The 21,625-nt window shown below is 64.6% G+C and carries 18 protein-coding genes; 13 read left to right on the top strand and 5 right to left on the bottom strand.

Features of this window, described 5'->3' with window-relative positions:
- Window positions 1–47 precede the first annotated feature (47 nt).
- The 3 genes from QRN34_RS11170 to petA are packed head-to-tail and all read right to left on the bottom strand — an operon-like array spanning window position 48 to window position 2,693.
- Window positions 48–812: a cytochrome c1 gene (locus QRN34_RS11170; RefSeq protein ID WP_285404543.1), complete on the bottom strand. Its 765-nt coding sequence runs from the start codon at window positions 810–812 to the stop codon at window positions 48–50.
- Window positions 805–2,094 (bottom strand): cytochrome b N-terminal domain-containing protein, encoded by a 1,290-nt coding sequence (locus QRN34_RS11165; protein ID WP_285404541.1) that lies wholly within the window; start codon window positions 2,092–2,094, stop codon window positions 805–807. Before QRN34_RS11165 ends, QRN34_RS11170 begins: the two co-directional genes overlap by 8 nt.
- The gene (petA, locus tag QRN34_RS11160) at window positions 2,094–2,693 is read right to left on the bottom strand and encodes a ubiquinol-cytochrome c reductase iron-sulfur subunit (protein ID WP_036140421.1); all 600 of its coding nucleotides are present in this window, start codon (window positions 2,691–2,693) and stop codon (window positions 2,094–2,096) included. The genes QRN34_RS11165 and petA overlap by 1 nt, the downstream gene beginning before the upstream one ends.
- 251 nt (window positions 2,694–2,944) lie before the next feature.
- On the opposite strand from petA, the gene QRN34_RS11155 reads away from it, so the two are divergent.
- Window positions 2,945–4,129, top strand: coding sequence for a trypsin-like peptidase domain-containing protein (locus QRN34_RS11155; protein WP_285404538.1), 1,185 nt, complete (start codon window positions 2,945–2,947; stop codon window positions 4,127–4,129).
- Window positions 4,130–4,332: 203 nt separating this feature from the next.
- Here QRN34_RS11155 and QRN34_RS11150 read toward each other — a convergent pair whose 3' ends face one another.
- On the bottom strand, window positions 4,333–5,427 hold the full coding sequence (locus QRN34_RS11150) for a lytic transglycosylase domain-containing protein (RefSeq protein ID WP_285404536.1): 1,095 nt from the start codon (window positions 5,425–5,427) through the stop codon (window positions 4,333–4,335).
- A gap of 274 nt (window positions 5,428–5,701) precedes the next feature.
- Here QRN34_RS11150 and miaB point away from each other — a divergent pair, with 274 nt between their 5' ends.
- The 9 genes from miaB (at window position 5,702) to QRN34_RS11105 (ending at window position 15,956) form a co-directional block, all read left to right on the top strand.
- On the top strand, window positions 5,702–7,051 hold the full coding sequence (miaB, locus tag QRN34_RS11145; RefSeq protein ID WP_285404534.1) for a tRNA (N6-isopentenyl adenosine(37)-C2)-methylthiotransferase MiaB: 1,350 nt from the start codon (window positions 5,702–5,704) through the stop codon (window positions 7,049–7,051).
- A 32-nt stretch (window positions 7,052–7,083) separates the two neighbouring features.
- Window positions 7,084–8,067: a PhoH family protein gene (locus tag QRN34_RS11140; RefSeq protein WP_285404532.1), complete on the top strand. Its 984-nt coding sequence runs from the start codon at window positions 7,084–7,086 to the stop codon at window positions 8,065–8,067.
- A complete protein-coding gene (ybeY, locus tag QRN34_RS11135; protein ID WP_285404590.1) occupies window positions 8,067–8,546 on the top strand; it encodes an rRNA maturation RNase YbeY in 480 nt (159 codons plus the stop codon). Before QRN34_RS11140 ends, ybeY begins: the two co-directional genes overlap by 1 nt.
- A gap of 254 nt (window positions 8,547–8,800) precedes the next feature.
- Window positions 8,801–9,652, top strand: a complete 852-nt coding sequence (locus tag QRN34_RS11130) for a transporter associated domain-containing protein (RefSeq protein WP_036140415.1) — start codon at window positions 8,801–8,803, stop codon at window positions 9,650–9,652.
- A gap of 70 nt (window positions 9,653–9,722) precedes the next feature.
- Window positions 9,723–10,931 carry a DUF4105 domain-containing protein gene (locus tag QRN34_RS11125; RefSeq protein WP_285404530.1) on the top strand — a complete coding sequence of 403 codons (1,209 nt, stop codon included), beginning with the start codon at window positions 9,723–9,725 and terminating at the stop codon, window positions 10,929–10,931.
- A gap of 79 nt (window positions 10,932–11,010) precedes the next feature.
- Entirely contained in the window at window positions 11,011–12,036 is a 1,026-nt protein-coding gene (locus QRN34_RS11120; protein ID WP_051939065.1) for a magnesium and cobalt transport protein CorA, read from the top strand.
- A 131-nt stretch (window positions 12,037–12,167) separates the two neighbouring features.
- On the top strand, window positions 12,168–12,989 hold the full coding sequence (locus QRN34_RS11115; RefSeq protein ID WP_285404526.1) for a hypothetical protein: 822 nt from the start codon (window positions 12,168–12,170) through the stop codon (window positions 12,987–12,989).
- 105 nt (window positions 12,990–13,094) lie between these two features.
- A complete protein-coding gene (locus tag QRN34_RS11110; RefSeq protein WP_285404524.1) occupies window positions 13,095–14,174 on the top strand; it encodes a hypothetical protein in 1,080 nt (359 codons plus the stop codon).
- 93 nt (window positions 14,175–14,267) lie between these two features.
- Entirely contained in the window at window positions 14,268–15,956 is a 1,689-nt protein-coding gene (locus tag QRN34_RS11105; protein WP_285404522.1) for a dihydroxyacetone kinase family protein, read from the top strand.
- 116 nt (window positions 15,957–16,072) lie between these two features.
- Here the strand turns inward: QRN34_RS11105 and QRN34_RS11100 are convergent, their stop codons facing one another.
- Entirely contained in the window at window positions 16,073–18,166 is a 2,094-nt protein-coding gene (locus QRN34_RS11100) for a S9 family peptidase (protein WP_285404521.1), read from the bottom strand.
- A gap of 202 nt (window positions 18,167–18,368) precedes the next feature.
- On the opposite strand from QRN34_RS11100, the gene QRN34_RS11095 reads away from it, so the two are divergent.
- From QRN34_RS11095 to QRN34_RS11085, 3 genes are all read left to right on the top strand, one after another.
- Entirely contained in the window at window positions 18,369–18,815 is a 447-nt protein-coding gene (locus tag QRN34_RS11095) for a pilin (protein ID WP_285404519.1), read from the top strand.
- Window positions 18,816–19,111: 296 nt separating this feature from the next.
- Window positions 19,112–19,579 (top strand): pilin, encoded by a 468-nt coding sequence (locus tag QRN34_RS11090; RefSeq protein WP_285404517.1) that lies wholly within the window; start codon window positions 19,112–19,114, stop codon window positions 19,577–19,579.
- A 58-nt stretch (window positions 19,580–19,637) separates the two neighbouring features.
- Window positions 19,638–21,614 carry a tetratricopeptide repeat protein gene (locus QRN34_RS11085; protein ID WP_285404515.1) on the top strand — a complete coding sequence of 659 codons (1,977 nt, stop codon included), beginning with the start codon at window positions 19,638–19,640 and terminating at the stop codon, window positions 21,612–21,614.
- The last annotated feature ends 11 nt before the right edge of the window (window positions 21,615–21,625 follow it).

Raw genomic sequence — 21,625 nt, 5'->3', positions numbered from 1 at the left:
GTCCCCGAAACGAAACGGGCGGCCGTGGGCCGCCCGCGGGACATCGGTCAGTGCTCGTCGTGTTGTTCGTGCACGTCCTTCCAGTACTCCTGCTTCACGAGGTAGAGCAGGAAGGTCAGGCCGGCCAGGAACAGGATGACCCACACGCCCACCGACTGACGCTCGAGAGCGGCCGGCTCGGCCGTGTACTCGAGGAAGGTGGTGATGTCGCGCGTGGCCGCCTTGAACTCCTCGGGCGTCATCCGCCCCGGGCGCTGCAGCTCGAGCTTCTCCACCGTGGCTTCCTGGCCCGGCTTGGCCTCGCCGTGCACGGCCACCTGCAGGCCCTGCAGTTCCCACAGGGGATTGGGCATGGAGGCGTTGGGGAACACCGTGTTGTTCCAGCCGACCGGCCGTGTGGGGTCGAGGTAGAACGAGTTCAGGTAATTGAAGATGAAATCCACGCCCTTGGCCCGCGCCTCGAGCGACAGGTCGGGTGGATCCTTGCCGAACCAGGCCTTGGCCCCGTCGACCGGCATGTGCGAGATCACCGGCTCGCCGAACTTGGCACCCGTGAAGTTGAGGTTGGTCATCACCTCGTCTTCGGACAGGCCCAGGTCGGAAGCCAGGCGCGAGTAGCGCACGTACTTCAGCGAGTGGCAGCCGACGCAGTAGTTGAAGAACAGCTTGGCGCCGCGCTGCAGCGCCGCCTGGTCGTTGACGTTGGTACCGGCGGACGGAAGCCCCTCGCCACCTTCGGCGGCCATGGCGGGCAACGCGGCGACGAACAGGCCCAGCGCGAGGGCGGCGGAAGAAAGATAGCGCTTAATCATGCGTCGTCACCCGTTCCGGAACCGGCTTGGTCTTCTCGAAACCGAAGCGCGTGTAGACCCATACGAATACGAAGAAGCCGAAATAGCCCAGTGTCATCAGGCGACCGAAGGCGTTCTCCCATGTGGTGACGTCCGCATGCGGGAACCATTCGGGGATCAGCTCGGCGGTGACGCCGGCGCCCACCGCGCCAAGCGACAGGAAGGACACCACCAGCACGCCGAGGGCGATGCGGTAGCCCATGCCACGGTACCGCACCGAACGCACGGCGCCCTGGTCCAGCCACGGCAGCAGCGCCAGCAGCAGGATGGAGCCGAACATGCCGATGACACCCCAGATCGCCGTGCCGAAGAACGACGGGATCATGCGCAGGATCGCGTAGAAAGGAGTGAAGTACCACGACGGCTTGATGTGGCTCGGCGTCACCAGGTTGTTGGCCGGGGTGAAGTTGTCGTGCTCCAGGAACCAGCCGCCGAAGGTGGGCGCGAAGAAAATGATGAACGCGGCGATGGTCAGGAAGAAGCCGACGCCCACCAGGTCCTTCACCGTGTAGTACGGATGGAACGGAATGGCGTCGATGGGCTTGGTCGCATCCCAGCGGTTGCCCTTGGGGCCGTGCTTGACGTCGACGCCATCGGGGTTGTTGGAACCCACTTCGTGCAGGGCAGCCAGGTGCAGCACCACCAGCAGCAACAGCACCAGCGGCAGCGCGATGACGTGCAGCGCGAAGAAGCGGTTCAGCGTGGCGTCGGCAGGCAGGAAGTCGCCCATGATCCACTCCACCAGCGACGAGCCGATGTAGGGGATGGTGCCGAACAGCGAGATGATGACCTTCGCACCCCAGAACGACATGTTGCCCCACGGCAGCACGTAGCCCATGAACGCCTCGGCCATCAGCACGAGGAAGATCAGCATGCCCAGGATCCAGACCAGCTCGCGCGGACGCTTGAACGAGCCGTACATGATGCCGCGGAACATGTGCAGGAACACCACCACGAAGAACAGCGAGGCGCCCGTGGAGTGCATGTAGCGGATCAGCCAGCCCCACTCCACGTCGCGCATGATGTACTCGACCGAGTTGAACGCTTCCAGCGCACTCGTCTTGTAGTTCATGGTCAGGAAGATGCCGGTCACGATCTGGTTGACCAGGACCAGCAGGGCGAGCGAACCGAAGTAGTACCAGAGGTTGAAATTCTTCGGCGCGTAGTACTCGGTCATGTGCTTGCGGAACGTCGGCGCCAGGTTAGGCGCGCGTTCGTTGACCCAATCGAAGATGCTGGCCATCAGCCTTTCCCCTCCGGATCGACACCGATCTGGATGTGCGAGTCATCCAGGAAGTGGTACTGCGGCACGGCCAGGTTCTTCGGCGCGGGCACGCCGGCGAAGACGCGCCCGGACAGGTCGTAGCGCGACTTGTGGCAGGGGCAGTAGAAACCGCCCTTCCAGTTGGCGTCGAACGGCTCGGGCTTGATGTCGGGCACGAAGTCCGGCACGCAGCCCAGGTGGGTGCACAGGCCGATGACGACCAGCCACTCGGGCTTGATCGAGCGGTTCTCGTTGGTGGCGTACTTCGGTTGCTGGCCTGCGTCCGAGGACTGCGGATCCAGCAGGCGGGGCTCGAGGCCCTTCAGCTGGGCCAGCTGGTCCTTGGTCCGGTTGACCACGAAGACCGGCAGGCTGCGCCAGGCGAACGTGACCTTCTGGCCCGCCTCGATGGTGCTGATGTCGACCGTGACAGGCGCTCCCGCTGCCTTTGCCCTTGCGCTCGGTTCCCACGACTTGATGAAGGGCACGACCGCCGTGACCACTCCGACACCGCCCACGACCGCGGTCGTGGTGGTGAGGAAGCGACGGCGCCCGTGATCGACGACTTCGTTCGCCATCAGGCTCTCCGGAACTTATGCCATTGAGAATGCGGACCCCTATCGCCGGTTCGTTCGGAAATCGGCTTCCGCTATATCAAGTCAGTGTAACGGCAGGCACCACCCACGTACAATAAACTGAACCACCCCCTGTGCTCCATGACGGGTGGGACGGTCACGAATCCGCCAGGAAGCGGAAAATCCGGCACCACCGGCTGCCCGGATTCCCCCGGGCAAGGCGACGCGACGACGACAGGACCCCTCGTTATTCCATGAACCACGCCGCACGCACGCTCGCCTTCGTTGCCCGCTTCGTCGTGCTCGGCCTGGCCGTCGCCTTCGTGGTGGGCCTGTTCTGGCCGGGCAGCGGCGCTTTCCTGCGCCAGCGCTTCACCCCTCCGGCCACCCAGCCGGCCACTGCCAGCGCCGACACCGAGGCCCCAGCCGCCGGCGCGCCCGCCTCCTACGCGGATGCCGTGGCCAAGGCCGCGCCAGCCGTGGTCAACATCTACGCCAACAAGATGGTGACCGAGCAGCCGCGCGAGCTGTATTCGGACCCGGTGCTGCAGCGTATCTTCAGCGTGCCCACCGGCCCGGCCCGTACCCGCCGCCAGCAGAACCTGGGCTCGGGCGTGATCGTCCGCGAAGACGGCTACGTCCTGACCAACAACCACGTGATCGCCAACGCCGACGACATCCAGCTGCTGCTCTACGACGGCCGCGTCGCCAAGGCCCGCGTGGTGGGCTCGGACGACGAGACCGACCTGGCCGTGCTCAAGGTGGATGCGGGCAACCTCCCCGCCATCCACATGACCGACGCCGAAAGCCGGCCCCGGGTCGGCGACGTGGTGCTGGCCATCGGCAACCCCTTCGGCATCGGCCAGACCGTGACCATGGGCATCGTCAGCGCCATCGGGCGCCAGCTCAACCTGTCCAGCCTGGAGAACTTCATCCAGACGGACGCCGCGATCAACTTCGGCAACTCCGGCGGGGCACTGGTCAACGCGCATGGCGAACTGGTCGGCATCAACACCTCGCTGATCGGCCAGGCCGTGGGCGCCGAGGGCATCGGCTTCGCCATTCCCGTGCAAAGCGCCCGCGAGGTGCTGGACCAGATCATCCAGACGGGCCACGTGGTGCGCGGCTGGATCGGCGCGGATTACGGCGCGGTGCCCATCTCCGCCGACAGCGGCCTGCCCTCCGCGGCCCGGGGCGTGGTGGTCAACGACGTATCGCCCGGCGGGCCCGCGGCGCTGGCCGGTATCCAGCAGCGCGACGTGTTGCTGCGTATCGGGGACGAGGACATCCTCGATCCGTCCGATTTGCGGCGGCACGAGGCCTCGTTGAAGCCGGGCGTGGCGGTGAAGGTGTCCGGGCTGCGCAATGGAGCGGCGTTCGCGACCACGGTAACGCCCACGCAGCGGCCGCCTACGGCGCCTATGCAGGCATTGAGGTAGGCGCAGGCGTTTAGGTGTGGCGGTTCGCGCACGCGCGTGCGCTCCTACGGCGCGCCGTGAGCCGGGTGTAGGAGACGCGCCGTGGGCAGGAACGCGCGGGGTAGGAGCGCACGATGTGCGCGAAATCGTCTAAACGACAACCTTCCCGCCCACGCGCCAGCCCCCAGGTCATCGCGAAAAGATGTCGCGCGCATCGCGCGCTCCTACAGCGCGGCGTGGGGCTTCAGGAGGTCGTTGTAGCGTTTGCGGAGGACGCCGACGCGTTCGACGTAGACCTGGGTTTCGTCGTAAGGGGGCACGCCGTTGTACTTCTGCACGGCGCCGGGGCCGGCGTTGTAGGCTGCGGCGGCGAGGCGTTCGTTGCCGTTGAAGGTGCGCAGCAGCAGGGCCAGGTAGCGGGCGCCGCCACGGATGTTCTGACTGGCGTCGAACGCGTCCATGACACCCATGTCCCGCGCCGTGCCGGGGATCAGCTGCATCAGGCCCTGGGCGCCGGCCACCGACAGGGCCCGCGGGTTGAACGCGCTTTCGGCATGGATGACCGCACGCAGCAGGGCCTCGTCCACGCTGAACTCGCTGCTGGCCGCGCGGATCGCGTCACCATAGGCGGCCACGTTGAGGGCGACGCGGTTCCAGTCGACCTTCGAATGGACGTCGCAGGCGGCGCAGGTGGCGATATAGGTAAAGAGCATCTTGACGGTGCCGCCCTTCCCGCCGCCGCCCTGCGGGATGTTCGTGTACTCCACCCCGCCGTCCGCCCGCGTGATGCGATAGACCGCCCCGCGTAGTACACGGGAACCCTTCGGCGTCTCGGGCGCGACGGCGGCCGTCAGGTCAGAACTGGCCGATTCTTTGTAGTCCCATTGCCCCTTCGGCACCGCGGGGGACGGCGTCGCCGCCGTCACGGCAGGCAGGACCAGCGGCTCCTGGGCATTACCTTCCATTCCGCCGACCACGCCCCCCGTGATGCCGGCCAGCGAGGGGCCGGCTACGGTGGGGGCCAGGGCCACGGACCCGATCACCCCCTTGAGCGAGGGCGGCCCGGCGACCGGCTCGAAGACGGCGGTCGGGGCAGAAGACGACTGGCCGTTGTTGGAACGGGTCTGGCCGGACGGCGACGCGGGCAACCGTGCCTGGGCGGCGGGAGCGACTGTCGCGATCGAGCGGGCCGGACGCGAGGGCCCGGTGCTGCCGATGCGCTTGCAGTCCTTGTAGCCGGCCGTGGTACCCGAAAACACCGTCTCGCCCGTGGAACCGGTGCAGCGATACAGCGAGCCCGCAGCGGCCGGGCCGGCCATCAGGCCTATCAAAAGGAGCGCGCACGTACCCGCGGCCCTGCGCAGGGCCGTGCCGGAAGGATGAAAACGGCGGGCGCGATGGCCGGCGCTTTCCCCTGGCGTCGCGTCGTGAACCATGGGCGCGAGTGTGCCCGAGCCCCCTTTTCCTGCCAAGGGCTCGAGGCCGACGATCGTCACGCAAGTCATTGATCCGCTGCGGGCAACTGGCACGCACCCCGGCGGGGGCGTAAACTGCGCGGTTCGGCAACTCCCACGAATCACGGTACCCCGGCGCATGAGCGGCAAGCTTTTCATCAAGACCCACGGCTGCCAGATGAACGAGTACGACTCGGCCAAGATGGCCGACGTGCTGCTCGCCTCCCATGGCCTGGAGCTGACCCAGAACGAGGACGACGCGGACGTCATCCTGGTCAACACCTGCTCCATCCGCGAAAAAGCCCAGGAAAAGGTCTTCAGCCAGCTCGGCCGCTGGAAGGCCCACAAGGCCAACGGCAAGCCGGTGCTGATCGGCGTGGGCGGTTGCGTCGCCTCGCAGGAGGGCGATGCCATCCTCAAGCGCGCCCCGCATGTGGACCTGGTGTTCGGTCCGCAGACGTTGCACCGCCTGCCGCAGATGATCGAAGCCCAGCGCGCCACCGGCAAGTCGCAGGTGGACATCAGCTTCCCGGAGATCGAGAAGTTCGACCGCATGCCGGAGCCACGCGCCGAAGGCCCCACCGCCTTCGTCTCGATCATGGAAGGCTGCTCGAAATACTGCTCCTACTGCGTGGTGCCCTACACCCGTGGCGAGGAAATCAGCCGCCCGTTCGACGACGTGATCGTCGAGGTGGCGCAGCTCGCCGAACAGGGCGTGCGCGAGGTCAACCTGCTGGGCCAGAACGTCAACGCCTATCGCGGTCCGATGCACGACGGCGACGTGGCCGACCTCTCGGTGCTGATCCACGCCATCGCGCAGATCGACGGCATCGGCCGCATCCGTTTCACCACCTCGCATCCGCTGGAGTTCTCGGACTCGCTGATCGAGGCCTACGCCAACGTGCCGCAGCTGGCCAACTACCTGCACCTGCCCGTGCAGGCGGGCTCGGATCGCATCCTGGCGGCGATGAAGCGCGGCTACACCGCGCTGGAATTCAAGCAGCGCATCCGCAAGCTGCGCGCCGTGCGCCCGGACATCTGCGTCTCGTCGGATTTCATCGTCGGTTTCCCCGGCGAGACCGACGACGACTTCGAAAAGACCATGAAGCTGATCGACGACATCGGTTTCGACCAGAGCTTCTCGTTCGTGTTCTCCTCGCGGCCCGGCACGCCGGCCGCCAGCCTGGCCGACGACACGCCGGCCGAGGTGAAGCAGGCCCGGCTCGCCCGCCTGCAGGCGGCCATCAACGAGAACGCGCGCCGGATCAACGAGGCCATGGTCGGCAGTGTGCAGCGCGTGCTGGTGGAAAAACCCAGCCGCCGCAACCCCAACGAGATGAGCGGCCGCACCGAAAACATGCGGTACGTGAATTTTCCCGGCCACGTTCGCATGATCGGCCAGTTCGTCGACGTCACGATCACCGAAGCCATGAGCAACTCGCTGCGTGGCCGCGTGCGCCTGGACGACGAGGTCGCGCTGGCGTCGTAAGCCCTCGCCCCTAACGTGACGCACCGGACCCTATGAATCCAGGCCTGACCCAACGCGATTTCGCCCTCGATCCCGAGGACAACACCCGCCTCGCCAACCTTTGCGGACCGCTGGACGAACATGTCCGGCAGATCGAACTGCGCCTTGGCGTGGAAGTGGACCACCGTGGCGCCATTTTCCGTGTCATCGGCGACGAAGCTTCGGCGCGCGCCGGCGAGCAAGTGATCCGCGCGCTGTATGCCGCCACCGAGACGGAGATCCTCAACGGCCAGGCCATCCACCTGCGCCTGGCGGAATCGGGCATCGACGCGCTCAACGACCAGGCTGCCGAATCCGCACAGGAAGTGGTGATCAAGGTGAAGCGCGGCGTGATCAAGGGCCGCGGCGCCAACCAGGCCCGCTACCTGCACGCCATCACCACCCACGACATCAACTTCGGCGTGGGCCCGGCCGGCACCGGCAAGACCTACCTCGCGGTGGCCAGCGCCATCGAGGCGCTGGAAGCCAACCGCGTGCAGCGCGTGCTGCTGGTGCGCCCCGCGGTGGAGGCCGGCGAGAAACTGGGCTTCCTGCCCGGCGACCTCAGCCAGAAGATCGACCCCTACCTGCGGCCGCTGTACGACGCGCTGTACGAGATGGTCGGCTTCGAGAAGGTCGGCAAGCTGATCGAGCGCAACGTCATCGAGATCGCCCCGCTGGCCTACATGCGCGGCCGCACGCTCAACGATTCGTACGTCATCCTCGACGAGGCACAGAACACCACCGTCGAACAGATGAAGATGTTCCTGACCCGCATCGGCTTCGGCTCGGTGGCGGTCATCACCGGCGACGTCTCGCAGGTGGACCTGCCCCGCCACATCCGCTCGGGCCTGCGCCACGCGATCGAGGTGCTGCGCGGCGTGGACGGCATCAGCTTCACCTTCTTCACCTCGCGCGACGTGGTCCGCCACCCGTTGGTGGCCAAGATCGTGCGCGCCTACGAGGCCTTCGAGGACAAGCAGGAACCGCCGCGTTGATTCCCGTGGACGTCGCGGTCGGCTACGCCGCCGCTTCACGCAAGGGCGTGCCCGCCTCCGCCAGCTTCCGCCGCTGGGTGGAGGCCGCGCTGAAGGGCGCCCGCCGCCGCAAGGCCGCCGAGGTGTCGATCCGTATCGTCGATGCCGAGGAAGGCCAGGCGCTGAACCTGCAATACCGCGGCCGCGACTACGCGACCAATGTGCTCTCCTTCCCCGTGGAACTGCCCCCCGGCGTGAACCTGCCCCTGATCGGCGACCTGGTCATCTGCGCCCCTGTGGTCGCACGCGAGGCCGCCGAGCAGGGCAAGAAGCCCGCCGATCACTGGGCCCACCTCACGGTGCACGGCATCCTGCACCTGCTGGGCTACGACCACATCGACGACGGCGAAGCCGACGCGATGGAGGCCCTGGAAACGCGCATCCTGGCGGGGTTGGGCATTGCCAACCCCTATGAGCCCCTGCCCGCCGAAACCCTCTGACCAACCTACCTCGTAGGAGCGCACGATGTGCGCGATCCGGAACGCCCGATGCTGACGTGTCGGGGCCGGATGGCTGATGTGGCGGCTTGCGAGGGGGGAGGGAGGAATGGGGAGCATGCCGCTTCATCGCTTTGTTGGCTTTTCGCGCACATCGTGCGCTCCTACGCGCCCCCCAGGCGACTGTAGCCCTGAACCGTCATGAGAATTCCGCTAGACTGGCCGTTCCGCCCTTCCGGGCAGAAACGCAAAGAGTGATGAACGAGGACCCTGGCAGTACCCATGGCCCGACCCACCGATCGTGGTGGGACCGTCTGGGCCATATGTTTTCCGGCGAGCCACGCAACCGCGACGAACTGATCGAGGAACTGCGGACCGCCCAGGCCAACGGCCTGCTCTCCAACGACACCCTGACCATGGTCGAGGGTGCCATCAAGGTGACCGAGCTCAGCGTCGACGATGTCATGGTGCCCCGCGCCCAGATCGTCAGCCTGCCGGCCGATGCCTCCCTCCCCGAGATCCTGTCCGCCGTCGTCGAATCCGGCCACTCGCGCTTTCCGGTGCATGGTGAGGACAAGGACGAAGTGCTGGGCATCCTGCTGGCGAAGGACCTGCTGAAGTACTACGGCCAGAGCGAAGGGGGCGACGTGCGTGCCCTGCTCCGCCCCGCCGTGCTCATTCCCGAGTCCATGCGCCTGAACGTGCTGCTGGCGGAGTTCCGCCTCACACGCAACCACATGGCGCTGGTGGTGGACGAATACGGCGGCGTGGCCGGCCTGATCACCATCGAAGACGTGCTGGAACAGATCGTCGGCGAGATCGACGACGAGCACGACGACGAGGAAGATCCGGTACTGGTGCAGGCGCTGGAAGACGGCGGTTTCGCCGTGAGCGCGCTGACTCCCATCGCCGATTTCAACGAGATCGCGGGCGCCCATTTCTCCGACGAGGAATTCGACACCGTCGGCGGCATGATCACCTCGGAGTTCGGTCACCTGCCGGCCGCCGGGGAAGAGATCGCCGTGGGCGACTTCCTGTTCCGTGTCACCGAAGCGGACGACCGCCGCGTCCAGCAGTTCCACGTCGCACGCGCCAACCGCGCAGCCTGACGTCTGCCGCCGGCCTCCGGGCCGGCGGTTCCTGACAGCCATGCCTGCGGGCAAGGATTCCAGCCCGACCATGCGCCACGCCCTGATCCTCCTGCTCGCCCTGTGCTTCGCCCCCCTGTCCCGCGCCGGCATCGTCGATGCGCCGGCCTCGGACCTGGACATCTCGCTGATGACCTACGGCCCCGGCGACATCTACTGGGAGCGCTTCGGTCATGATGCGCTGGAGGTACGCGACCGGATGAGCGGCGAGGCCATCGCCTTCAATTACGGCGTGTTCGACTTCGACCAGAAGGGTTTCATCCTCAATTTCGCGCGCGGCATCATGGCCTACCGCATGGATGCCGAAACCACGCAGTCGGACGTGGACTTCTACGCAGGTGAGGGGCGCTACGTGCGTCGCCAGCACCTCAGCCTGGACGATGCCCAGAAGGACGACCTGCGTCGCTTCATGCTCTGGAACGTCCGACCCGAAAACGCCGGCTACCACTACGACTACTACGCGGACAACTGCACCACGCGCGTGCGCGATGCGCTGGACGCGGCACTGGGTGGCGCACTCGGTCGCCAGCTGGGCGCCCGCGAAGGCGGCATGACGTATCGCGAACAGACTGCCCGGTTGATGAGCAACCAAGCCTGGCTGATGCTGGGCATGGACCTGGGCCTGGGACCCTACGCCGACCAGCCGATGACAGCCTGGAAGGAAGCCTTCCTGCCGATGGTGCTGGAAGACGAGCTGCGCCATGTGCGGATCGGCGAAGGCGACGACGCCCGGCCGCTGGTGGATGGCGAGACCACCCTCGCGGAAGCCCGCCTCGTGCCGCCCCCGGAACAGGCCCCCGACCTGCGCTGGCCGCTGCTCCTGGCCGGCCTGCTGCTGGCGATCCCGCTCGCCCTGCCCGCCTTCAGCCGGCATCGCGTGGCACGCGGTGTCTTCGTTGCCGCGGGCACGCTTTTCACGGTGTTCGCCGGCCTCGCCGGGCTGTTCATGCTGGGCCTGTGGACCCTGACCCTGCATCGCTCGGCCTGGGGCAACTTCAACCTGCTGGCGTACCAGCCACTGGCCTTCTTGCTGATACCCGGCATCTGGCGCCTGCGCCGTGCTGGCCGCCCCATGGGACGCTTCGCGCCACGCATCGCGGCCCTCTCGTTCGCCGCCGCGGTGATCGGGATGCTGCTGCACCTGTGGCCGGACTTTCCCCAGCGCAACATGCCCTGGCTGCTGTTCGCATTGCCCTGCTGGGCCGCGCTGTTCGTGACGTTCTGTCGCCGGCACGACTGATCCGCACGTTCTTGCGGAGTCGCTCGATGGCCCCCGCGTAACATTGCCCCGTCACACATGGCCCGGCATCATGCCGCCCATGGCCTCTGTCTCGATCCTCCCCGAATCCGCGCCCACCTACGTTGCCTCCGGCGGCATGGTGGTCAACTGCGTCGCCTACCGCACCGACGGTCGCCGGATCGGCGACATCAGCCTCGACGCGATCAGCGATGTCCTCAAGGAACCCGACACCTTCGTCTGGGTAGGGCTGCACGAACCGGACGAGCCGCTGCTGCTGAAACTGCAGGAAGAGTTCAACCTGCACGACCTGGCCATCGAGGATGCACAGCTGGCCCACCAGCGCACCAAGATCGAGACCTACGGCGACTCCCTGTTCATCGTCGCCCAGACCGCGCAACTGGTTGGCGGCAACATTGCTTTCGGCGAGACGCAGATCTTCGTCGGGCAGCGCTACTTCGTGACGGTGCGCCACGGGGCGTCCCTCTCGTACGCACCGGCGCGGCGCACCTGTGAGCAGTCGCCGGAGCTGCTGCGCATGGGGCCCAGCTACGCGCTGTATTCCGTACTGGATTTCATCGTCGACAACTTCCTGCCGATCGTTCGCGACTTCCGCGAGGAACTGCACGAGCTGGAAAACGACATCTTCGCCGAGACGTACAACCGGCTGACCATCAAGCGGCTGTACGACATGCAGCGCGAACTGATGACGCTGCGGCTGGCAGTGGTGCCATTGCAGGACATCGTGGCGCAGCTGGTACGACTGCACCCGCATCTGATCCACGACGAACTGCGCGCGTACTTCCGCGACATCTACGATCACGTGTTCCGTGTCAACGAGTCGATTTCCGCCATGCGCGAGATGCTGGGGGCCGCGATCAGCGTGAACCTGGCGCTGGTGACGTTCGGGCAGAACGAGGTGATGAAGAAGCTGGCCGGCTGGGCGGCCATGCTGGCGGCACCGACATTGATCACCAGCTGGTACGGAATGAACTTCGTGCATATGCCGGAGCTGGACAAGCCCTGGGCGTATCCGGCCATCACCTGTCTGGTGGCGTGTATCGTGGGTGGGATTTTCATTGCCCTGAAGCGGAACAAGTGGTTCTGAGTGGTCGCGCCGACGTACATGGCCTCGCCCTGCCTCGCGTGATGAGCGGCAGGGACTGACAGACCCGACGGCTCCGCTCGGGCCAAATAGGCGCCCCGTCCCCCCGGAGACACCGACACGGCGCCCCTCTGATGGTCAACCACCCACGCCTTGCCGTCGCCTTACTGCTGATAGCGAGTACCTCATGGCGCCCCGCCGAGGCGGGCACGGTGCAGTTCACCCAGGTCGACACCAGCGATGCCTATGATGCCGGGCAGCGCCTCATCGAGTCATTCAAGTTCAACCTTCGCGGTGCACAGCGCTACGCGGCCACACAAACACAGCTGACGACGCAGGCGGACTTCGATCCGTTCGCGGCGCAGTGGTCGCGTGCCAATGTCGCCCAGCTGAAGTACCAGTGGCGCAACGCAACGGGGCAGCCACGCACCACGCTGTACCACGCCCTATCGGGCAGGGCGCCGCCGGCCGCCATGGGTGTCGGTGAAGCACAAGGCGATGCCGCCTACGCCATGCCGGAATGGCAACGTTATTACCGGGAGCGCAACCCCAGCGTCTATGCGCATGTGGTCGAGAACGAGCCGTCCGTACTGGATGCCATCGAGGATTTTCGACTACCCGGCGAAGCGGCGGGTGTGGGACATCGGTTCGACGCGGAAATGCGCGGGCTGCGCACGCTTGAGCGTGACATCGTGCAAAACCACCTGACGCCGGGCGGCCGCGTGAGCATGTGGACGTCCAGCCCGCCTTGCCCGGTGTGTCGGCGTGCCATGCAGATCGTGGCCGATGCGTACGACCTGGACATCCATGTGTTTCATCTTCCCGCACCCACGCAGGAATCGCCGCAGGTGTTTCGCCTGCTGCAGATGACGAAAAACAGGATGCTGCGTCATTTCCACCAACGGGTGTCGAACGAGCGGACGGTGCCGGATGCACCGCAGTGCGTTCGCTCCTAGACCCTCGCCTCACCTGCGTCGCACGACGCCCCACCCGACTTTATCGGAGACCCTCACGACATGGATGCCCATGCTCTCAAGGCGTCGCTATGGCTGCTACTTGCCTTGCCGCGTATCGTGGTTGCGAACGACTTGCCACCCGTCGATTTTCTCAAGGCCTACCTTGCCGAACGCCACGACCATGCGGATAGCGAGGTGCTCGACGACACCCACTGGTCACAGCTTTTGCAGGTACCCAGTCACCTGCCACCGCACGCGTATACGGAGCCGGCCGCTTATGACAGCCAGCGCATCGACGACACGTTCAGGTCCGCCGCCGCACGACTCGACAGCCCGACACGGCTGATCTACCTGCACGAGGCCTGGAGGATGCTCCAGTGGGACCTGGGTTTCACCAAGGCGCGCCCAGAGGACGTGAGGCTGCCCCACACAACCGACGACTGGGGCAGTGAACAGGCGGCGCTGAACGCGATCAAGGCCGGCGTGGAAGCCGACATCTTCCGGCAGTCGCTCGCACTCTTCGGCAATGCACACAGCACGTTTGCCGCCAAATACGCGGTGGCGGCGCAGATCCTGCGCGAACGCATCGCGGCGACGCCGGAGGACAAGCGCGAGGTGCGCAACGTCGAACCCGAGGTGCTGGCGCGCTTCATGAGCCTGCCCGAAGGCAGCCCACTGGACGCTTACGATGCGCAGTACCTCGGTGCCCTGCTGGAATCCGAAATCAACCGCCATACCGTGGCACGCGCGTCCTTCCGTGGCATCCGCGAGATCGCCACGCCGTTTCGCATCGCACGCGTGGCAGCGGCGTACCGGGACAACCAGTCGTACGTCGCGCCACCTTGCACGGACGATTTCCGCTACCGGGAAGGCGTGGCCAGCCTGGACCCGACGCGGGAACCGGTGTGCTTCGTCGATGCGAACGACCGCGCTGTATACGCCTGGTACAACGAAGCATTTCGACGACAGGCCGGGCTGGTGCGGGAGAGTCAGGCGGAGACGTCACCGTTGGCGAAGCTGCTTGCGTTGCTGGTGCCGTTCGGGGCAATGCTGGATGTGTTGGCGGTGGCGGAATTCGCGGAGGCGTTGGCGACGGAAGATCTTGCCGTGTCGGGGGAGGTGGCGGAGGAGGAAGCGGTTGCTGCGGAGGAGCGGATGGGCGGGTTGATGTGTCGGCGGCTTTGATGGGGGGCCGACGTTTTGAGAGCCTTTCGCACAGGGCATGGTCGGGCCTATGCTCGGGCCTTCCTCGCTGTTCACCCAAAGGTCCGGTAGACCATGAAGAAGATCATCAATGATCCACGCCATGTCGTCCGTGAGATGCTCGAAGGCGCGGTTTCCCGCGCACCGGGGCAAGCCCTGCTTTCAGACCAGAACGTCGTGGTGCGCAAACGGCATGATGGCGATTCGACGGTGGCGATCCTTTCCGGTGGCGGCAGCGGGCACGAGCCGGCTCACGCGGGCTACGTTGGCGAAGGACTTCTGGCGGCGGCGATCGCGGGAGACGTCTTCACCTCCCCCAGCGTCGATGCGGTGCTCGCCGCCCTTCGCGTCGTCGGTGGTCCTGCGGGTGCCGTGCTGGTCGTCAAGAACTACACCGGCGACCGACTCAATTTCGGCCTTGCCGCGGAGATCGCGCGGAGCGAGGGCATCCCCGTAGAGGTTGTCACGGTGGCCGACGATGTGGCGTTGCGGGACACCGTGGCGCCGGACAAGCGCCGTGGCATCGCGGGTACGGTGTTGATACACAAGGTGGTCGGTGCGGCATCGGCGGCGGGCAAGTCTCTTGCCGACGTAGCCGCGTCAGGCCGTCGCGCGGTGGCCGGCCTGGGTTCGATGGGCGTGGCGCTCGGCTCGTGTACCGTGCCCGCCGCCGGCCGTCCCGGCTTCGAACTGGGCGAGCAGGAGGTCGAATATGGCCTGGGCATCCATGGCGAGCCTGGGGTACGCAAAGGGCCCATCGCGACGGCCGACGGCCTGGCGGATACCGTGCTCACGTCGATCATCGATGACCTTGGTCTTGCGCGCGGCCAGCGGGTTGCGCTACTGGTGAACGGGCTGGGCGCGACTCCGCCCATGGAGCTGGACATTCTGCTTCGCAGTGCGCTGCGTTTTCTTGAGGCCAGGGGCATGGAGGTCGCCCGAGCGTGGTGCGGCAATTTCCTCACGGCGCTGGATATGCCGGGCGCATCGCTGTCGCTGCTGAAAGTGGACGACGAACTGCTTGCCTTGCTTGATGCGCCGGCTTCGGCTCCGGCATGGCCGGGTGGCGGCAAGCTCAACGATGCGCCCGTGTTGCAGGTGGAACACGCGTCTGATGAAGCGTTGGCGATAACCGCACCCACGCCGATGGGGGATGCCGTTCGAAAAGCCAGCCATGCTGCGGCACGCGCGTTGCTGGCGGCCGAGGACGAACTGACCGAACTGGATACCAAGGCAGGCGATGGCGATCTGGGGGCCAGCCTGCGGCGTGGAGCCGAGGCGATCCTGGAACTGCCCGACCATGCCTGGCACACGCCGGCGATGGCTTTGCGGAGCATGGCCGATGCCGTGCGGAAAGCTATCGGCGGAAGCTCGGGGCCGTTCTATGCCACGGGCCTGATGCGCGCGGCCAGGGAGCTTGACGGTGCCGATGACCCGCAGCCGTTGCAGTGGCATGACGCGTTATTGGCGGCTACGGATGCCATCGCGGAACTGGGTGGGGCTAAGGCTGGGGACCGTACGATGCTGGATGCGTTGTATCCGGCTGCGCGGGCTTACAAGGAGGCGCTGGATGCGGGGATGAGTGCATCGCAGGCGCTGGAGGCGATGCATGTTGGTGCGAGTCGGGGAGCTGATGAGACTGCGACGTTGCGTGCTAATGCGGGGCGTGCGGCTTATCTTGGTGAGCGGGTGATGGGGATTGCGGATGGTGGGGCTGTGGCGGTGGCGATTTGGGTGGGTGCGCTCTGCGAATCCAGAGACTGATTCAACTAAACCGGGGCTATTGCGGATTATCCCGATGATCCACCCACGTTGAATCGAACCATCTGCGGAACCCGAGAAGCGGCGCCCGGCAAGCCGGCTGCCGCTTCTGTCTTTAGCTACTTCGCGCCGGCCGTGGGAGCCGTCCACTCCTTCAACCACGCATTCACCGTCTCATGCCACTGCACACTGTTTTGCGGCTTGAGTACCCAGTGGTTCTCATCCGGGAAATGCAGCAGTTTGCTTGGGATACCGCGACGCTGCAGGGCTGTAAATGCACCCATCCCCTGTGTCTCGGGAATGCGGAAGTCCTTACCGCCGTGGATGACCAGCATCGGCACGCGCCAGTCCTTCACGTGATTGATCGGATTGAAGCGCTCGTAGTTTTCCGGATGGTCGAACTGCGTGCCGCCGTTCTCCTTTTCTTCGAACCAGAGTTCTTCCGTGTCGTAGTACATGGCACGCGCATCGAAGACGCCGTCGTGATCGACAAGGCACTTCCAGGGCTGGTTCCAGACGCCGGCGATCCAATAGACCATGTAGCCGCCGTAGCTTGCGCCCAGGGCACAGGCCCGGTCGCCATCAAGGAAGTTGTACTTCGACAGCGCGGCGCTCCAACCGAGCTTCAGGTCTTCGAGCGGCTTGCCGCCCCAATCGCCGGAGATGGCGTCCGTGAACTTCTGCCCGTAACCCGTGGAACCGTGGAAGTTGACCGTGACCACGGCGAAGCCCTGGCCCGCATAAGTCTGCGCGTTCCAGCGATAGCTCCAGCTATTGGTCATGGCGCCCTGCGGGCCGCCGTGGATGATGAAGGCAACGGGATAGGTCTTGCCTTTCTTGTAGCCGACCGGCTTGACCACATAGCCCTGCACGGTGTCGCCATTGGCGCCCTTGAAGGTGTAGAACTCGAAATCACCCGTCTGCGCGCCCTTGATACGCTTGGCGTTGAAATGTGAGACCTGCTTCAGGCCCTTCCCTCTCAAGTCCGCCGTGTACAGGTCGGCCGGCCGCTTGAGGTCGTCGCGGGTCAGCAGGATCTTCTTTGCCGAAAGTGCGAAGCCGCCCACGGCGCCATCGGTGACCAGCATCGTCGCCTTGCCGGTCGCCACGTCGATCGCGAACAGCGGGTGCTGGCCGTTGTCGTCGGTGGTTGTGTAGAGGGTCTTGCCGTCCGGCGATACCTGCAGCGCGCCCGCCGAGCGATCCCATGACGGGTCCACCTCGTGCTTCTGGCCGGAGGCGAGGTCCAGCGCCCAGATGCCGAAGCGGTCAGCCTCGGAGCCCGGCTCCTTCATGGCCGTGTAGAAAAGCGTCTTGCCATCCGGGGAGACCAGCGGATTGGCATCCCAGGCCAGGTTGTCGGCCGTGAGGTTGGTCGGTGCCGCCGAGCCGTCGGTCGGGACGCTGTAGATGTCGAAGTTGGTGGACCAAGGCTCAGTGGTGCCGGCGATACGCGCGTCGAAATAAACCGTCTTGCCGTCCGGGGAGAAAGTGAACTCGTCCTCGCCGCCAAAGGGCTTGCTGGGGACGTCGCCGTCGATACCGCGGCTTAGCAGAAGCGGCTGGGAGGGACCGGCTGCATCCGCGATGTAGAGCTGGTTGCGGCGACCGTCGGCCCAGGTATCCCAGTGGCGGACGAAGAGCTTGTCGTAGACGGTGCCGGTGGATTTGTCCTTCTCGCGGCCGTCGAGGCGCTCCTTGGTGCAGGCCAGGTCCGGGCAGTCCGTGAAGACCTCGTAGCTGAGCAGCAGCTTGGAGCCGTCGGGCGACAGCTTGAAAGAGCCGACGTCCAGCTGGGCGTCGGTTACGGCATCGCCAGCTCGGACGGTCAGGGCCAAGCCCTTACCGTTATCCGCGTCGAACGTGCGATGCCAGACCTGGGCTACGCCGTCCTTTGGCGCGGAATAGTAGATGGACTGGCCATCGGGAGCCCAGCGTGGCGACGAGCCCTTATCGACCACTTTGATCGGCTGCGGTGGCTTGTTGAGGTCCATGACATAGATGGAGGTCGTTCCCTTGTTCGCGGCGTAGTCCGTGGAACGCACGGTGAAGAGTGCGTAGCGACCATCTGGGGAGAGTTGGGGGTCGGCTACTCGGTCCATCATCACGAGGTCGCGGATGGAGAAAGGGTGCAACGCGACGGTGTCGGCGTCGGCCGCCAGGGCGGGGCCGGATGCCAGCGCGAGAGCTAGCACGGCGAGGACTGGCTTCATGGGGTTCCCTTCGTTATCTAGTCAGTTGTGGAACGGTACGGGGCCAAAAGGAAGGACGCAACTCGGCACCAAGCACGGAGCGATATCGTCTTACACCATCTTTCGCAGTCAATGTCGCACTTCAAGTGACGCGAAAGGAATGCCCGGTCGTTTGGTACGAACCGTGCTTTTACGCTCCCGATAAGACCAAAGGGGCTCCACCATGCACTCATTCCGCACGCGAGCCACATCCGGTTTCACGCTCATCGAGTTGATGGTAGTCGTTGCCATCATCGCCATTCTGGCCGCCATTGCCGTTCCTCAATATCAGGATTACCTGATACGTGCACAGGCGGCGGAAGGGCTCGAGACAGTGGCGGGGGCAAAAACGGCTATATGGGAGTTCCGAAACAACACCGGGCATTTCCCAGGCTCCAACCTCTCGGCGGGATTACCAGCTTCCACGTCGATCAATGGCAAATACGTGTCGTCCATCACCCTCTTGTCAACAGGCAAGGTGCAGATCGCTTACGCTCGCCCTGATGCCAACATACGCCTACAAGGGCAGACGCTGACGCTGTCTCCGATAGACAACGGCGGCAGCATTGGCTGGTCCTGCTCTTCGACAATGGCCAACCGCTATTTGCCATCAATCTGCCGGTCGAGCTGACCTTTTACGTCACCTTGTGACATTGCACGTCACGCCCGTTCTCGAGCTAATCCGCTGAATCCGTGAAATTTTCCAGTTGCTCCTCAAGCGTGACCCGATGCACAATCGCAACACCGGCAATATGCGGCAATAGGCCGGTCGCGACGCATGGCATGTTCAATGCAAGCTCTGCGGCGAGCTTCCTGGTCGTTCCTGACCAAAGTAAGTGAGGGAGCGTCTGATCCCGGCAACGGGGAGGGTGCTAGGGCTCAGGGGGCGTCACTTTTTCGGTTAGTCAATACATAACGAGGAATTCCATGAAGAACGTCCAGAAGGGCTTCACGCTCATCGAACTGATGATCGTGGTCGCCATCATCGCGATCCTGGCTGCCATCGCCATCCCGCAGTACCAGAACTACATCATCCGTACCCAGGTGACGGAAGGCATGAACCTCGCTGACGGTGCTAAGACGGCCGTGGCCGAGTACTACAACAACAAGGGCGTGTTCCCGCCGTCGAACGTCACGGCCGGCCTCGCCACCGCGAAGTCGATCACGGGCAAGTACGTGTCGCAGGTTGACGCTTCGAAGGGCATCATTGTCGCGACGTTTAATAGCTCCGCCCCGCAGGAAGCAAACAGCAAGATCAACAACAACATCATCGTTCTCTCGCCCTACGACAATGGCGGCACGATCGCCTGGAACTGCAAGGCCGCGAGCGGTGGTGCCAAGGCTGCCGGTACTTACGTCGCCGACGCCTACCTCCCGACCGCTTGCCGCAAGTAATCCGGGTTTTAGGTATGACAAAGGGGCCGGATTCCGGCCCCTTTTTTATGTTCGCCACATGATCTTTAAAGCCCGTGCTACTTTAATTCTCGTAGCCGCAATTCTGGCGGTGACCGCCGTTGCCTACCTGCCTGGCATCAGGGGCCCATTCCTCTTCGACGACTGGGCCAGTCTCCCCGTCTTGGGGGAGAATGGACCTATTCATGACATTGGCAGTTTCCTTCGCTACGTCACTTCCGGCACAGCCGATCCCACGGGGCGCCCGATCGCCCTAGCCAGCTTTGTACTAAACGCGCGTGACTGGCCCGCCGCCCCGTTGCCATTCAAAGTTACTAATCTCGCAATCCATCTCTTAAATGTATTGTTACTCGGCCAGTTCCTTACCCTTCTAGGCCGCAGATACGAACTTCGACATCGCCTAACCCATACGGCCGCGTGGCTCGCTGCAGCCATGTGGGCCTTGCATCCTTTTCTCGTCTCGACGGTTCTATACGTCGTACAACGCGAAGCGATGCTTGTGAGCACTTTTGCGTTAGTTGCACTGATCGCATGGCTTACTGCTCGCAATGCTTTTGCCAAGCAAGGCCGGTACGCCGCAGCGTGGCTATACGTCGGCGGAGGTGGTGCCACGTTGTTGGCGATAATGTGTAAGGCTAACGGCGTGGTTATTCCATTGCTCGCCATGGTGATCGACATCACGCTGCCAGCTATGCCACACCCCGTCGCACAACGTTACACATGGCATCGTCGCATCGCCCTGGTCGTTCCGAGCGCGCTTTTATTGGCGGCGCTCGCCTGGCTAGCGATCTCCGCGTTCGGCGAACCACCCTTGCTGGTTCGCGGCTGGAGCATTGACCAGCGCCTAATTACCGAACCAGCTATCCTGTTCGACTATCTAGCAAGGTTGTGGCTATTGAAGCCAGCGGCCGGCACGTTTTTCCACGACCAACTCGTCCCGGTAAATTCGCTTTTCGATCCATGGTACGCCTGGATAGCACCGCTCGTGTGGATCGCTACGCTCTGCGCTGCCATTGCCCTGCGTCGTCGAGCACCTTCAGTTGCGGTCGCTATCCTGTTCTTCGGTGCAGGCCAGGTCCTTGAATCGACCTCCGTACCACTGGAACTCTATTTCGAACATCGCAATTATCTTCCCGCCGCACTGATGTTCTGGCCGTTGTCGCTGGCGATCCTTACTTCGCGTTACCGCTGGCTACGGCTCGGCTTACCGGCCGTGCTCTTATCCGGCCTGTTCCTGCTTACTCGATCACAGGCCATGCTTTGGGGGGATGAATTGACCCAGGCGACCGTATGGGCAGACCAGCAACTCGGGTCGCCTCGCGCCCAGGCAAATGCGGCACAGGCCGAGTTCTCACGAGGGCTCTTGCGAGCGGCGCGTCAGCGCATCGACAGGGCAAGCCTTCGATTTCCCGCGGAGCCTCAGATTGCTATCAACCTGATCGATATCCACTGCGCAACAGGTGGTGTTTCGACGTCCGACCTAACTTTTGCGGCGCGCGCCTTCGCTACGGCACCGCGCGACCCAGGCGCGCTCCTTACCCGGTGGTTCCAATCCCGTATCGAGGATCTTTCCAGGCGACCTTGCACCGGCCTGGACGACACTGCCCTCGACAGCCTCGTCGAAGCGATGGCAAGGAACGAGCGCGCGACCTCTCTACCTGGCCGCCGACAAGATATCGCGCACCTGCGTGGGACCATAGCATTGCGCTCCGGAGATGCGGCAAAGGCGCAGGGCATGTTTGCACAGGCCCTAGCCGAAGAGCCGACAGCGAAAGTTGCCTTGAACGAAGCAGCACTCCTCGGTAATGCCGGATATCCAGCACGAGGGTTACAGCATCTCGAATTACTCGAAACGCTTCCCGTCGAACCCGGCCCTTCACCGTCGGATGGTATGGCATGGATTCATGCGCAAATTCTCCGCCGCGACCGGTATTGGCCCCGTGAGATTGAACATCTACGCGACGCGCTCACTCAGCAAGCGCGCGATCAGGACAGTGCAGTACCGTCGCATGAGTAGCGCTGTCGTCT

This window comes from Luteibacter sp. ME-Dv--P-043b (assembly GCF_030209605.1).
In the GTDB taxonomy this organism is placed as follows: Bacteria; Pseudomonadota; Gammaproteobacteria; order Xanthomonadales; family Rhodanobacteraceae; genus Luteibacter.
This window is presented reverse-complemented; position numbering and strand designations above follow the sequence as displayed.

What these genes read in the sequence shown, in the direction of transcription:
- QRN34_RS11150 (WP_285404536.1), bottom strand. Translation starts at nt 5,427, where the DNA reads ATGGCCGGCCCGGCCGCTGCGGGCTCGCTGTATCGCTGCACCGGTTCC.
- QRN34_RS11100 (WP_285404521.1), bottom strand. Translation starts at nt 18,166, where the DNA reads ATGAAGCCAGTCCTCGCCGTGCTAGCTCTCGCGCTGGCATCCGGCCCC.
- QRN34_RS11125 (WP_285404530.1), top strand. Translation starts at nt 9,723, where the DNA reads ATGCGCCACGCCCTGATCCTCCTGCTCGCCCTGTGCTTCGCCCCCCTG.
- QRN34_RS11170 (WP_285404543.1), bottom strand. Translation starts at nt 812, where the DNA reads ATGATTAAGCGCTATCTTTCTTCCGCCGCCCTCGCGCTGGGCCTGTTC.
- QRN34_RS11095 (WP_285404519.1), top strand. Translation starts at nt 18,369, where the DNA reads ATGCACTCATTCCGCACGCGAGCCACATCCGGTTTCACGCTCATCGAG.
- miaB (WP_285404534.1), top strand. Translation starts at nt 5,702, where the DNA reads ATGAGCGGCAAGCTTTTCATCAAGACCCACGGCTGCCAGATGAACGAG.
- QRN34_RS11140 (WP_285404532.1), top strand. Translation starts at nt 7,084, where the DNA reads ATGAATCCAGGCCTGACCCAACGCGATTTCGCCCTCGATCCCGAGGAC.
- QRN34_RS11120 (WP_051939065.1), top strand. Translation starts at nt 11,011, where the DNA reads ATGGCCTCTGTCTCGATCCTCCCCGAATCCGCGCCCACCTACGTTGCC.
- QRN34_RS11155 (WP_285404538.1), top strand. Translation starts at nt 2,945, where the DNA reads ATGAACCACGCCGCACGCACGCTCGCCTTCGTTGCCCGCTTCGTCGTG.
- QRN34_RS11130 (WP_036140415.1), top strand. Translation starts at nt 8,801, where the DNA reads ATGAACGAGGACCCTGGCAGTACCCATGGCCCGACCCACCGATCGTGG.
- petA (WP_036140421.1), bottom strand. Translation starts at nt 2,693, where the DNA reads ATGGCGAACGAAGTCGTCGATCACGGGCGCCGTCGCTTCCTCACCACC.
- QRN34_RS11105 (WP_285404522.1), top strand. Translation starts at nt 14,268, where the DNA reads ATGAAGAAGATCATCAATGATCCACGCCATGTCGTCCGTGAGATGCTC.
- QRN34_RS11090 (WP_285404517.1), top strand. Translation starts at nt 19,112, where the DNA reads ATGAAGAACGTCCAGAAGGGCTTCACGCTCATCGAACTGATGATCGTG.
- QRN34_RS11165 (WP_285404541.1), bottom strand. Translation starts at nt 2,094, where the DNA reads ATGGCCAGCATCTTCGATTGGGTCAACGAACGCGCGCCTAACCTGGCG.
- QRN34_RS11085 (WP_285404515.1), top strand. Translation starts at nt 19,638, where the DNA reads ATGATCTTTAAAGCCCGTGCTACTTTAATTCTCGTAGCCGCAATTCTG.
- QRN34_RS11115 (WP_285404526.1), top strand. Translation starts at nt 12,168, where the DNA reads ATGGTCAACCACCCACGCCTTGCCGTCGCCTTACTGCTGATAGCGAGT.